Origin of the sequence: Exiguobacterium sp. S22-S28 (genome assembly GCF_043359615.1) — a bacterium.
Lineage (GTDB): Bacteria > Bacillota > Bacilli > Exiguobacteriales > Exiguobacteriaceae > Exiguobacterium_A.
On record NZ_JBHFFC010000030.1, the window covers coordinates 91,162 to 104,465 of the forward strand.

At 42.4% G+C, this 13,304-nt stretch carries 10 protein-coding genes and 1 other RNA gene; all 11 read right to left on the reverse strand.

Translation table 11 applies throughout. The annotated features are described in order from the left end of the window. Positions 1 to 5: 5 nt before the first annotated feature. Positions 6 to 2,363 (reverse strand): dynamin family protein, encoded by a 2,358-nt coding sequence (locus ACHA8N_RS13385; RefSeq protein ID WP_393965998.1) that lies wholly within the window; start codon positions 2,361 to 2,363, stop codon positions 6 to 8. A gap of 12 nt (positions 2,364 to 2,375) precedes the next feature. Continuing rightward, positions 2,376 to 4,661 carry a dynamin family protein gene (locus ACHA8N_RS13390; protein ID WP_393965999.1) on the reverse strand — a complete coding sequence of 762 codons (2,286 nt, stop codon included), beginning with the start codon at positions 4,659 to 4,661 and terminating at the stop codon, positions 2,376 to 2,378. 125 nt (positions 4,662 to 4,786) lie between these two features. Then, entirely contained in the window at positions 4,787 to 5,005 is a 219-nt protein-coding gene (locus tag ACHA8N_RS17580) for a hypothetical protein (RefSeq protein ID WP_483867445.1), read from the reverse strand. Between the two features lie 224 nt (positions 5,006 to 5,229). After that, the gene (locus tag ACHA8N_RS13400) at positions 5,230 to 5,478 is read right to left on the reverse strand and encodes a hypothetical protein (protein ID WP_393966000.1); all 249 of its coding nucleotides are present in this window, start codon (positions 5,476 to 5,478) and stop codon (positions 5,230 to 5,232) included. Positions 5,479 to 6,887: 1,409 nt separating this feature from the next. Continuing rightward, positions 6,888 to 7,246, reverse strand: a transfer-messenger RNA (tmRNA) gene (gene ssrA / locus ACHA8N_RS13405). Positions 7,247 to 7,304: 58 nt separating this feature from the next. After that, complete coding sequence (gene smpB, locus ACHA8N_RS13410; RefSeq protein WP_014971147.1) at positions 7,305 to 7,775, reverse strand: SsrA-binding protein SmpB; 471 nt, start codon at positions 7,773 to 7,775, stop codon at positions 7,305 to 7,307. Between the two features lie 30 nt (positions 7,776 to 7,805). Beyond that, positions 7,806 to 10,163 (reverse strand): ribonuclease R, encoded by a 2,358-nt coding sequence (rnr, locus tag ACHA8N_RS13415; RefSeq protein WP_147510499.1) that lies wholly within the window; start codon positions 10,161 to 10,163, stop codon positions 7,806 to 7,808. Positions 10,164 to 10,177: 14 nt separating this feature from the next. Further along, positions 10,178 to 10,918, reverse strand: coding sequence for an alpha/beta hydrolase (locus ACHA8N_RS13420; protein WP_026832186.1), 741 nt, complete (start codon positions 10,916 to 10,918; stop codon positions 10,178 to 10,180). A 100-nt stretch (positions 10,919 to 11,018) separates the two neighbouring features. Next, positions 11,019 to 11,252: a preprotein translocase subunit SecG gene (gene secG, locus ACHA8N_RS13425; protein WP_012371248.1), complete on the reverse strand. Its 234-nt coding sequence runs from the start codon at positions 11,250 to 11,252 to the stop codon at positions 11,019 to 11,021. Between the two features lie 141 nt (positions 11,253 to 11,393). Next, on the reverse strand, positions 11,394 to 12,308 hold the full coding sequence (gene rbsB / locus ACHA8N_RS13430) for a ribose ABC transporter substrate-binding protein RbsB (RefSeq protein WP_014971150.1): 915 nt from the start codon (positions 12,306 to 12,308) through the stop codon (positions 11,394 to 11,396). Positions 12,309 to 12,335: 27 nt separating this feature from the next. Further along, the gene (gene rbsC / locus ACHA8N_RS13435; protein ID WP_051523880.1) at positions 12,336 to 13,304 is read right to left on the reverse strand and encodes a ribose ABC transporter permease; all 969 of its coding nucleotides are present in this window, start codon (positions 13,302 to 13,304) and stop codon (positions 12,336 to 12,338) included.

Genomic DNA, 13,304 nt, shown 5'->3' on the forward strand with positions numbered 1-13,304 from the left:
CCTGACTATATTAAAGTCGATTGCTTTGATACTTGCTCGATAACATCAATTTGAATCGAATCAATTTCAGAAATAAATTCAACCACTTCTTTGCCAAACTCCTTTAATTGTTTCTTTTCTTGCTCTAGCTGTTTACGTTTTTCTGCGCGCTCTGTCTCACCCGATTGTAAAATCTCCACAAGTTCCTTCAACTTCTCTTGCTTTTCTTGAGACTGTTTTTCAAACTGGATTTCAAGTGTCTCAAGCATTATTTTTGCAATTTGCTCTTCTTTGCCTCGAAGGTTTGCACGCACCATTTTCGAAATTGTACGGCCAATCGACGTTAAGTAATCTTCGAATTCATAGCGAATAGTTGTTAATACTTTTTGCTGCTCTTGTTGTAGCTTTTCACTGTATTCAGTAATATATTTTTCACGTTGTTTCTGTAAATAAAATTGTTGCTGTTGAATACGCTGTTGCTCTAAATCGTACACTTCTGGATCAAGTGCCTCTTGGCTGTATAATTGGCTCTTGGCTTGCTCTAGGTTTTTACGATTTTCATTAATTTCGTTACGTAGCTTCTCACGCTCTTCGTCATATTTTCTTTGTGAACTATCATCAACTTCATAAGATGTTCCTGAAACAGTTTTTTTACCTAAAAAAATGTTACCAATAATACCCAAAAGACCTCCACGACCCTCTTTATGTTCCGTCTGAGTCGTATAACGTTCAACACTTGGACGTTCGCCTAAGAAACTTAATTTAATTTGCTCTTCCTGTTGAATCTGCAACATTTGATTTTCAAGTGCGTCCATTTTACGTTTTACTTTGATTGCCTCAAGCTTTTTCATACTCGTATCATCTGTCTTTTTTCGCAACTCTTCCATTTCCTGTTCAATTTCTTTTGTCTTTTTATCGTAAGCTTCCATGTTAATGAACACATCAGTGTTTGTTTCAAATGCAATTGTTCGAATTGAGTTCAGCTCTGAAGCTGTTTGTGCAATCTTTTCGTTTGCAACGACTGCAATTTCTTTAAATTTATTATTCATTTTTTTGCGAAGCGCCCCTGAAAACTCATCATCTAACTGTTCGACAATTTGCTCACATTCACGATTAACTTGACGGTTGATATGCTCAATTTGAATTTGGATTGATTCTAAATCGGTAAAACCGTTAATTTTAGCACCTAGACTTGCACGTAACACTTCAACTTGAGCCTTCGCGCTGTTTTCAATGTCCGATATAAGCTCTTTAATTTCTAGTTGAATTGAACCTTTTTGCTGTTCTAAATTCTCACGAATTATTTGTAGGTCTCCTTCAACTTCTTGAATACGTGCGTTAATTTCATCTGCGTCTTTTACATTTTGAAGAGACTCTAGTGTTTCATTAACTACAGCGTTGCGCTTAACTAATTCGTGTTGAATCATTTCAGCGGGTGCGCGTAACTCCTGAACTGCCTTCTCACCGTCAGTAACAAACTTCCATAAACGCTTCTCAAATAATTCGATACGGGATAGCTCTAAAAATCGTTTTCGTGCTTCCACATCATGGTTCTTTTGCATAGAGTTATCTGGATACTCTAATTGTTCCTTCGTACGTGAAACAAGTGCAGGGTAGGCCGCAATCGGATAAATTTCTGGCATTTTATGATTCGGGAAGAATGTTAAATAGTTTTCTCGCAGACGATTCATTACTGATTCAACAGTTTCCTCAGATTGCTTGATTTTATCAATTTGATTTAAAACCAAGAAAATATTATCAAAGCGCTCTGATAACTTCGCTAATACTTCAAAGTCCGATTTTGAGCCTGGCTGAGAAGCAGCAAACATGTAAATACATGCATGTGATCGTTCAATTTGACGCTCTGTTACTTCGGCATGACCTTTTGCTACTCCATTTAAACCTGGACTATCCACAAGTGTGATACCTTGCTCTAAAAGAGGTGAATTTAAATAAAGCGTAACTGATTCAATATCTTGCACAACTTGTTCGCCGCCTAATGTTGAAACATTTTTCGCAATCGATTCCTTCGTAGCTTCCCCATACTTTGTTGACATAGATGGATTTTTATAATCGATTTGCAACGTATGATCGTTCGGCGATTTCGATGTATGCTTTAAATAGTTAATTGTTGCCGTTGTTTCACTTGTAAATGAAGGTAAATAACGATCACCCATTACCGCATTCAAAAATGTCGATTTCCCGGCGCTAAATTCACCTACAATTACGATAGAAAAATCGCCATTTTGAAGGTCAGTTGAAAACTGATTAAAACTTGCCACTTTTTCTTCCTCACCAATACCTTTAAAATACTCAATCGAACGATTTAATAACTTTAATAATGCATAATTTCTCTTTTGATGCTGCTGTAAATGTAAATCCATCTTGAAATCCTCCTATGCTAATGTCTTCAATACTTTATGTAAGTTTTGCTGTGCCTCTATTAATTGCTGTGGTGTTGCCTTTTGTTCAACTTGCTCTTTCAGACGCTGTAACTTCCCAATATACATCTTACATGTCTGCATATAATGCTCATCAATCGCATTATTCATCTTCGGTAATTCTTTATTGAGAATTGTTTCAATTTCTTGTCGATAAAACTTTGCTAAATCCCCTGTTAGATACTGCTCTAGTGCATATAAGATCTCTTTTTTCTGATTAGAATAATATAATTGCTTATTACGGTCGAAGATTTCTTTTTTCTCGCGCTCTAAGCTACTTAATTCACTTTGTAGTGATTGCAGCTTAAATTTCAGTTGCTGTAAACGGGCATCTGCTTCAGCTGAACTTTCTTCATAACGACGTACTCGTTGCTCCGCAGCTATAATCATACGTTTCACTTCTGCTTCTTTATTACTATATTGTGATTTAACACGTCGCTCTTGTTCGTCCCAAGTTTTTCTTCTTGAATCATCAGTGATTGTTCTCGTACGTGTTTCATAACCACCTAAGCCAATTTTTCTACCTACCCAACTAAAAACACCACTCTTCTCTACTTTATAACTTTCCGTCCAGTGCTCAATTTCTGGCCTTCTCCCTAAATGTTGAATTTCTCGCTGATGCTCCGATTGCAATGAAATCTTTTGTTTGCGTAACGACTGCATACCCGATTTCTCTTTTGAATAATTTGCATTCTCTTCCGTGTACTTTGCTAAGACCGTTCTCTCTTGTAAACGTAGGTCCTTAATTGTCGCCGATGTTTTTTCAATCTTTTTCACCGTACTCAAATTTTCTAAATTTTCTTTTTTCAACGCAATGGTAAACTCAACCTTCTTTTTCGAAATTGATATTTTGGGATAATGACTTTCTATTCGTAAAACAGCACTCTCGTAAACTTCATTTAAAAATCCTGTGATTATCTTAATATATTCGGAAGTTAAGCTACCTTCTGTATGTTGAAGTTCACGCTTTAGATTTTCTTGTAATTTCTTTAAATTTTCTTCTGGATTGTTCTGTAATTTTGTATATCCAGTAATTTCATTCGCAATTTTGGTCTCTTGCTTTTTATAAAACTCACCTAAATCCGATTTGATACGATTCATAAGCATGCTACGAATATCTATTTTTTTCGCGCTCGTAAAGTTATGCAAATTTATCAAATTTTCATCTTTTGATTGAAGAGCTACATTAATTCGATACTCAATTTCCTTTAATTGTCGTTCATCAATCTTTACCTCATGAATCGCGACTTGCTCTTCAAATTCAGTTGTAATGTCTTGAACTAACGCTTTTAATTTATACTCAATATTTTGTTGCTTTAGTTTTTCTTTTTCACTATTAGTTAGACGTTGCCAAATTTCATCTTCTACCATTTTAAAATTCGACTTCTCTAATAGCATTTGTCTCCTAGTATCCGTCATCTCTAACGTATCATGTTGTGAAAGACGTGTAATCTCTTTGTCCTTTGCCGTTAATGCAAGCAAAGAAGAAACGCCTAAAATCATTGAATTGTTTTCGAGCCCAATATTCGCCAATTGCTTACGTAATTCTGTGATTTTTTGTTGTACCGTTTCCCCCTCTGATTCCTTTAAGGTGTCGATTGCATTAATAATAAAAATAAAAGAAGACTGATACTGCTTTAACAGTTCATACATTTGTACGTTAGACTGAGATAAACCACGGGTCGGTAATAAATATATACTTGTATGTGCGCGTTGGATTTCATAACGTGTTCGCTCATAGTGACCCTCAGCAACACCATTTAATCCGGGTGTATCAATAAACTCAATTGGCTCATCCGTGTATGGAAAATCGATATGTATTGTGACAGCCGATACTTCTTGTACGACATTAAATTCCTTTGCCATCGTTGTTACATATTCTGTTAGGCCCTTTGAATCCTTCGGCATATCAATAATAATAGGATCTTTGTTTTTAGAAAACTCGACCAATACTTTATTACATAATGGATCTGTTGCCTTTATATTTTTTATATACGTTACTGTTGCTGTTGTTTCATTTACTGAATGAGGTAAAATGTCTTTTCCAATCAGCGCATTTAAAAAAGTTGATTTTCCTGCACTGAATTCGCCAACGACCGTAATGCGAAACGATTCGTCATTCATTTGAGTTTGTAAATCTTTTGCACGTTGAATAAAGTTTTGATAAAATTCCTTATCCAATTGTGGTAATGTTAAAATTTTATTTATTTTTTTCTCTACTTCTAAATTTTTTGTTACCATCTTTACCTCCATTAAAATTTTGTAATAAGTATCCGGAAAATAAATTACAAATTATCGGAATTAGTTGTTTATCTTTACCATAAAAGTTATCCGTTTCGACAACACATATAAACCTATTGGAATTTTTAATTAAAACTCTTTAGCTCCAACACCTCAACAAACTCTTCTTGGCTCATCAACCACATATTAATCTCCTTACCAAACATCTCAGCTTCAAAAATGATGCCATCATCAAGCCTTTCAATAACTCTAACCGTTGGAAGTCTGTCCATGACAGCTTGCGATGAGGTTCCAGTGAATTTGAACTTGACTGTTATAAGTTCACCGGGATACATGAATTGCACCCGCTCTCGAAACTCGCCTTCTTGAAATTGTTCTTCGTAAGGAACTTTGAATTGTAAACCTGTTTGTTCAAATCCCTCAATACAATCTACACGATAAATAATTGGATAATCCTTTGTAACTAAAGCCGAATAAGCAATTAAGTAAAAATAGAATTACGAAAACATAATTCCTATTGGTCGTAATACACGCCTTTTTCCTTCCGTATCTAAGTATCGTTTGTAGTTTATGTAATTGATTTTTTACTTTGGATAGATAAATATATTTGCCATAGTAGCTCTAGCAATTCGTTATTATGATGTATCTGCACATATAGATTCTTTTCATTTGACATCATTCTTTGTATCAAGCTTCGGTCTTCTTTTTTCTCTAAAGAAATCAATTTATCAATTAAGCGACTCATTTCCATTTTAGGAAATGCCGTTGATTCGATTAATACTTTCAAAATTGCAAAAATCTCTTCATTATTAGCCACTTCGATGATTGCATATTCAAAAAGTAGGCTTTATTCGAACGATCATAGTCAAGATATTCATTTAAATTTTTTATTTCTAAAATCGCTCTTATACTCCGAATATCGCGCTAAATAAAATTTCCACTTGTATTAAAGCGAATAGTTTCTTCCTTTTTTATAAGCATTTCGCCATTTTTAAAACGATCATACATTGATAAAATGCGATAAATTTGTGATTATTTTTCATTGCTCATACCAGCATCTCTTAAGTCGTTTTTTACGAAATTGCATAGATATTAAGGTCCACTTAAAACTCATATTTAACAATTCTATATAATTAAATCATACCATTTTTTGCTACTTCTCAAAGCTTATTTAACATAATTATACTCATGTATGCAAAAATAGAGAATAAAATAATCTAAATAGAGAGTAGGTGGAACAATTTTCATATCCATCAAGAAAAATGACAAGAATGTCATTGCCTTTTATGTCAGCAATGACATTCTTTATTCATTAGCAAAAGCGAAGAAATTATATTGTCCTAACTGACACAAAAATGTTTTATTAGGTGGATGAAAAAAGTGGACTCATCACTATTATCATGAGTGCCATATCGAATGAAGTTTTGTACCGGAGCCTGAAACGTAAGAGCATCTTGGGGGTAAATTAGCGATTTATAATTGGCTCAAGGAAAAATATCCAAACGCTTACGTCGCTTTAGACGAAAGAATAGAAAAATCCTTTTGAACTTATTAAAATGCCTGTACTTAAGAAAAAAATCAATTTAGACGATGAAGTCAAAAACTTTTATACGCGCGAATAGCTTACCAAATTTCTTGATTGTTTAGAAAAGGATAATGATTTAAAGCGAATTTCAATATTCTATCTACTAGCATTTTTAGGAACATAAAAAGGAGAAACGTTTGCTCTTCGATGGAGAGATATTAATTTTGAAGACAGCGAAATTCGTATTAGTAAAGCGGTTAAGCGAGGAAAAAATGTGTCTATAAGACCTACTAAAAACGGAGATCCCCGTACAATTAAAATTGACGAAAAATGAACTTCAAGATCCCAACAAAACTGCCAGTGGCTAGCTACTTTTCTAAAAAATCATAATCTTAACACATGAATTACGCTATACACATTGTTCCTTGCTGTTTGAAGCAGGTCCTTAAATCAAAGAAGTACAATATCGGTTGGGACACCGCGATGCGAAGACAACATTAGATGTTTATGCACACGTTACAAAAAAAGCGAAGTCCGAAATAATAGATAAGTTTACGAACTTCATGAGCAATTCCACAAAGGATTAACAAAGGTTCATAAAGTTTCAGTCCAATTCAGGACAAGTCAAATGCATTAAAAAAAGTGCCATAACCGTTGACAAATCAACGTTTATGACACTTTAGAAATCCTAAGATTTCAAGGTATGGAGACGGTGGGAGTCGAACCCACGTCCGAAGGCATCGTATACTTAAGCTTCTACGTGTGTAGTCAATTTATTGGGATCTCGTCGTCAGGCTGCCAATTGACAGGCGTCCGTCCGACCAGTCTGATTCCATCTCTTCTCTTTCCCTCCAGACGGAAGGGTCCAAGCGTAGCCTGTTTAAAGTGAGACCCTAGAAATCAGCCGACCAGGCGACGGCTGCTAGGATCCGTAGTAGCTATTAAGCTGCTGCGAGTTGTGTGTTAGTTTTGCCAGTTATGGCTGATGCGTTTTAACGAGGCCGACCCCTCGACACGCCACAGAAGACCGAACTACCCCCGTCGAATCCGTAACGTCCCCAAGATATAAAATTGGGGCTTTCCGAATACTATTATAATAGCAGAAAAGTGTTACGGGTTCAATACTTTTGCTTGTCGCGTAATGCGCGGTCGATATCGCGCTTCGCGTCCTTCTTCTTCAGATCATCGCGTTTGTCGAATTTCTTCTTCCCGCGTCCGAGTCCGATCAGACATTTTGCGTAGCCGTTCTTGATGTAGACCTTCAGCGGCACGATCGTGTAGCCGTCGCGGGAGACGAGTCCCATTAAGTTGGCGATCTGTTTTTTGTGCAGCAACAGTTTCCGCGGACGGAGCTGTTCGTGGTTGTACCGGTTCCCTTGTTCGAAGTGCGCGATGTTCGAGTTCCAGAGAATCGCTTCCCCGCCGTCGAACCGGACGAACGCGTCGCCGATACTGATTTTTCCTTTACGGACCGATTTGATTTCGGTTCCCGTCAAGACGAGACCCGCTTCGATCGTATCTTCAATCGCATAATCAAACGACGCCCGTTTGTTGTTAGCTAATACTTTTGAACTTGTACCTTTTGGCATCTCTTCCACCACATTTCTAAACAGAAGCGCTTATTTGCGCTTCCGTTTTTTATTCGAGACCGCTTTATGGAACGGCGGTTTATCCTTCTTGTCCTTCAGCGCGAACCCTTTGCCTTTCGACTGGTCCTTCGGCTTACTCGGACGCTTCGACTTCCCGCGACGGTCATCTTTCTTATCGTCGCGTTTTTGTCCCGGACGACCGCCCGTTGAACGGATCGTCTTCGACTCAAAGCGTTTTTTCGGTTGGCGTTCCGGCATCCCGACGACCGCGAAGTCAATCGTCTTCTCATCGATGTTGACACCGGTGACTTTAATCTCAACGACGTCGCCGATCCGGAACTGTTGTTTCGTCCGTTCGCCCATCAATTGATAGTTCGCTTCGTCGTAGCGGTAGAAGTCATCCGTCATCGCCTGGATATGAACAAGTCCTTCGATCGTGTTCGGTAACTCGACGAACATACCGAAGTTGGTCACGCCGCTGACGACCCCTTCAAACGTTTCACCGATGTGTTGTTCCATATACTCGGCTTTCTTGAGGGCATTCGTTTCGCGTTCCGCATCGACGGCACGACGTTCCCGTTTCGAGGCGTGATCGGCGATTTCCGGCAGAATCGCAGAGTAACGGTCCTGTGTCTTTTGCGATTTATCATTAAAGATGATGTACTCGCGCAGGAGACGGTGGACCATCAAGTCCGGATACCGGCGGATCGGTGACGTGAAGTGCGTATAGAAATCGGTCGACAGACCAAAGTGACCAATCGGTTCGACGTCATATTTCGCTTGTTGGAGCGACCGTAACATGACCGTACTGACGACGGCTTCTTCCGGCTCGCCTTCAACGGCGTTCAGGATCGATTGCAACGTCTTCGGTGCGACCGACTCGCCTTTGCGCTCGACATTGATGCCGAAGTTGGCGATGAACTTGAAGAACGTATCGAGACGTTCTGCTTTCGGCTCATCGTGAATCCGGTACATGAACGGCAGTTTTTGGTGCTGGACGTGCTCCGCCACCGTTTCGTTTGCAGCAAGCATGAACTCTTCGATCAGTTTTTCAGCAACTGACCGTTCGCGCAGGATGATTTCACTTGTCTTGCCTTCTTCGTTGACGAGGACTTTTGCTTCCGGGAAGTCGAAGTTGATCGCACCACGGCGCGAGCGGCGTTCGCGGAGAATCGCAGCCAGTTCCGCCATCTGATCGAAGTTCGCGACGAGATCGTGGTATTTCGCGACCACTTCTTCGTCTTCGCGTTCGATGATTTTCCGGACATCGGTATACGTCATCCGTTCCGTCGTCTTGATGACACTCTGTAAAATCTCATGATTGACGACCGCACCGTTTTGATCGATTTCCATGATGCAGCTGAGCGTCAACCGATCAACGTGCGGGTTCAGTGAACAGATCCCGTTTGACAGACGGTGCGGAATCATCGGAATTACCCGGTCAACGAGATAGACACTGGTTCCGCGTTCGCGTGCTTCTTCGTCGAGCGGTGAATCTTCCTTGACGTAATGTGAGACATCGGCGATGTGGACCCCGAGCTCGTAGTTCCCGTTCGCAAGTTTCTTGACGTGGACGGCGTCATCCAAGTCTTTTGCGTCAGCGCCGTCAATCGTGACGGTGACTTCCTTGCGTAGGTCGACGCGACCGACAAGATCTTTCTCATCGATTTGATCCGGAATATCATTTGCTTCCGCAATCGCTGCGTCCGAGAAGTCAACATTGATGCCGTGCTTGTGGACAATCGACAGGATATCGACACCAGGGTCGTTTTTATGGCCGATGATTTGTAAGACTTTTGCGGTTCCGGCGTAACGGCCGTCCGGATACTTCGTAATCCGTGCGAGAACTTTATGTCCGTCGACGGCACCGAGCGTATCTTCGTTCGCGACGACCGGTAAGAACGTCAGCTTCGAATCATCCGGCTCGATGTAGGCGATCGACTCAATCCGTCCTTTTGGACTGACAAACGTTCCGACGAAATCAGCCGGTCCGCGTGAGAGAATCTTGAGTAACTTGCCTTCGCGACGGTCCCCGCCGTTTGATTCCGCAAAAACTTTGACGAGGACACGGTCCCCGTTGTAGACATTGCCGAGCTCCGGTGCCGGCAGGAAGATATCGCCTGCAGAACCGTCTTCCGGTGAAACGAATCCGAATCCACGTTGGTGGACCGAGATTTTTCCGGCGACTTGTCCGATTTGAGCGAGGGTTCCGTATTTGTTTGAACGGGTCCGCGCGACAAGCGCTTCTTCTTCGAGTTCATTTAACGTCCGGATCAGTTCCTTGAACTGTGCCGTATCCGTTAGTTCCAGTTTTTTCGTTAATTGATCAATCGACAACGGACGTTCGTCCGCGGCGATGACCTCTAATATGCGTTCACGTAATTCCAACGTGACACCTCCAGTTAATGGCTCCAGTTCAAGCCGTCCAAAAATTCATGGATGTCTTGGTGGAGCGTTTCTTTTTCTTTGTCAAGCGTAATGACATGACCTGAGTTCTCATACCAGATCAGATCTTTTTGTAAGGCACTGACACCATCGTGAATGATGTTGGCTGAATCCGTGTTGATCATATGATCATTGCGGGCTTGGATGACGAGTGTCGGTGCATAGACATCTTCGAGTGAATCGCGTGTATCTTTCAGCAAGGCTTGCAGATCCTTTAAGGTCGGCATCGGTTCGAACACAGCCATCTCCTGCTCGATTTCCTCGACCGATTTTCCTTCTCGCTTCTTAAATTCTCTGGCATACTCCGTGACTCCTGCATACATGACGTCTTCACTTTTGATGTAAGCCGGCGCACACATCGGAATGACGGCTTTGACCGGACGGTGCATCGACAGTCGAAGCGACATGACACCGCCGAGCGACAGTCCGCAGACCGCAATCTCGTCGTATCCTTTCGCTTTTAACGCTTCGTAACCGTCGAGGACATCCTGCCACCAGTCGGCTGGCCCGGTCTTCGTCAGCTCTTCGGGTGGGGCAGCGTGCCCTTTATATTGTGGTGCCAGTGATGTATAACCATGTTTTTGCAGGTAACGTCCGAGCATCCGGACATCGGCGCTTGAGCCGGTGAAGCCGTGCAACAACAGGACTGCCCGGTTGCCGCCTTCAAAAAAGAATGGTTTTGGTAATGTGATTTTCATAAAATGATTCCCCCTCTAACTCTATACCCCAAAATGAAAATTTAGAAATCGAGAAATAAGAAAAAACGACAGCGCGATCGGACGGCTGTCGTTTCAATACTCACTTATAAAAAGCGACGAGTAACGCCAAGATAAAGAATAATGCCCCTAAAATAGACGCTACACGATTTAGGACCGCATCCAAGCCACGGGCTTTTTGGCGACCAAATAATTGTTCTGCTCCACCTGTCAATGCTCCGAGTCCAGCCGTACGGCCTGACATCAAGAGAACGACGATGATGAGAAGAACGGAAACGACGATGAGGCCGACAAGAGCCACGTTATGAATGATCATCGATGATCCTCCTTCAGTAATATACGCTTCTTTCATTATAGAGAAAAACAACTACGGGAACAAGGTATAGATTCACGAAGTTCAGCTTACCTCCAAAAAACACCAGCCGGCTGACAAAATCAGCCCGGCTGGTGAGGAAAATTATTGTTTGATGAGATCTAGTTCGACTGGAATGTTCTTCTCGACTGTCTCACCTTTGAGGTGTTTGATTGCTGTGTCGATTCCCGTTTTACCGATCTCAGCTGGTTTCTGAGCGACTGTTCCCGCCATCTTACCGTCTTCGACTGCTTTGACGGCATCGTCTGTTGCGTCAAAACCGATGACTTTGACGTCTTCCATGCCCGCTGCTTTCAACGCTTCGACGGCACCAAGAGCCATTTCATCGTTGTGCGCGAAGACGGCTTTGATGTCTTTGTTGTTTTGAAGGATGTTTTCCATGACCGACAGACCTTTTGCCCGGTCAAAGTTGGCGGATTGTTTCGCGACGACGTCAAGCTTGCTGTCGACTGCCGCGTGGAACCCTTCGCCACGGTCGCGTGTTGCCGATGCGCCCGGAATTCCTTCGAGTTCAACGACTTTCGCTTTGTCGCCAACGAGTTCGATCATGTACTCACCCGCTTGTTTCCCGCCTGCTACGTTATCCGACGCGATGTGCGCGATGACGTCACCGGCTTCTGCATTGCGGTCCACTGTGATGACCGGGATGTCCGCATCGTTTGCTGTTTGAACTGCGGCACCGACTGCTGCTGAATCCGTTGGGTTGATCAAGATAAGATCGACGTTCTTTTGAATCATGTCTTCGATGTCGCTTGCTTGTTTTGCGGCATCATCTTGTGCATCCGCGACTTGCAGTGTTGCGCCTTGTGCTTTTGCTTCTTTTTCTGCGCCTTCTTTGAGCGAGACGAAGAACGGGTTGTTGAGTGTCGAAATCGACAGACCAATCTTGAAGTCTTTTGTTTTCTTCTCTTTTTCCGTGTCACTGCCCGGTTGTTCCGTCGAACAAGCCGCTGCGAAGACCATTAACGCCATCATGACGAGTGCGAGTAGTTTTTTCATATCAATATCCTCCTTTTGGATGGTAAATCACGTAGTTTGTTTCCGGTCCGCGAGTACCGCGAACAGGATGACGAGCCCTTTGACGACAAGCTGGAAGAAGGACGAGACACCAAGTAAGTTCAGTCCGTTGTTAAGTGTTCCGATGATCAAGGCACCGATCAACGTTCCGACAATCCAACCGCGTCCACCGGCTAAGCTCGTTCCACCAAGGACGACCGCTGCAATCGCATCGAGCTCATACGATGTTCCGGCTGTCGGTTGCGCCGAGTTGAGACGCGACGTCAGGATGATTCCAGCCAGTGCTGCCATTAAACCAGACAGCGAGTAGATCAAAATCTTCACTTTATTGACTTGAATCCCCATCAGTTTTGCTGCTTCTTCGTTACCGCCGATCGCATACGTGTAACGGCCGAACGTCGTTTTCTTCAGGATGAAGTACAACACGCCAAAGGCAATCAACATCGTCACGACCGGGACCGGGAAGATCCAGAAGTAGCCGCGACCGAACAATTCGAACCAGCCACCTTGGCTGAGTCCGGTAATCGGCTTCCCGTCCGTATAGACGAGTGTCAGACCGCGGAAGATCGTCATCGTCGCAAGTGTCGCAATGAACGGTGCGACTTTCCCGAGAGAGATGACCATTCCGTTTAACGCACCCATGATTGCCCCGACGATCAATCCGGCAAGCACGGCGAGAATCGCGGACGTTCCGTCGGTCATCAGACCGGCGACGAACGCCGATGACAACGCAAGAATCGAACCGACCGATAAGTCGATTCCACCTGTTAAGATGACGAACGTCATCCCGAAGGCAATCAAGGCATTGATCGAAACTTGGCGTAAGATGTTGAATAAGTTATTAAGTGTTAAAAAGTCCGGTTCCATGATCGAGACGACGAGAATGATCGCGAACAGTCCGGCGAGCGGACCAAGCTTTTGACCAATCCCGAGTCGTCTCGGTTTCTTTTCTGTCAGTTTCCCTTGCATCAATTCCAT

Coding starts and splice junctions, on each gene's coding strand:
- ACHA8N_RS13385 (WP_393965998.1), bottom strand. CDS start 2,363: ATGGATTTACATTTACAGCAGCATCAAAAGAGAAATTATGCATTATTA.
- ACHA8N_RS13390 (WP_393965999.1), bottom strand. CDS start 4,661: ATGGTAACAAAAAATTTAGAAGTAGAGAAAAAAATAAATAAAATTTTA.
- smpB (WP_014971147.1), bottom strand. CDS start 7,775: ATGCCAAAAGGTACAAGTTCAAAAGTATTAGCTAACAACAAACGGGCG.
- ACHA8N_RS13420 (WP_026832186.1), bottom strand. CDS start 10,918: ATGAAAATCACATTACCAAAACCATTCTTTTTTGAAGGCGGCAACCGG.
- secG (WP_012371248.1), bottom strand. CDS start 11,252: ATGATCATTCATAACGTGGCTCTTGTCGGCCTCATCGTCGTTTCCGTT.
- rbsB (WP_014971150.1), bottom strand. CDS start 12,308: ATGAAAAAACTACTCGCACTCGTCATGATGGCGTTAATGGTCTTCGCA.
- rbsC (WP_051523880.1), bottom strand. CDS start 13,304: ATGGAATTGATGCAAGGGAAACTGACAGAAAAGAAACCGAGACGACTC.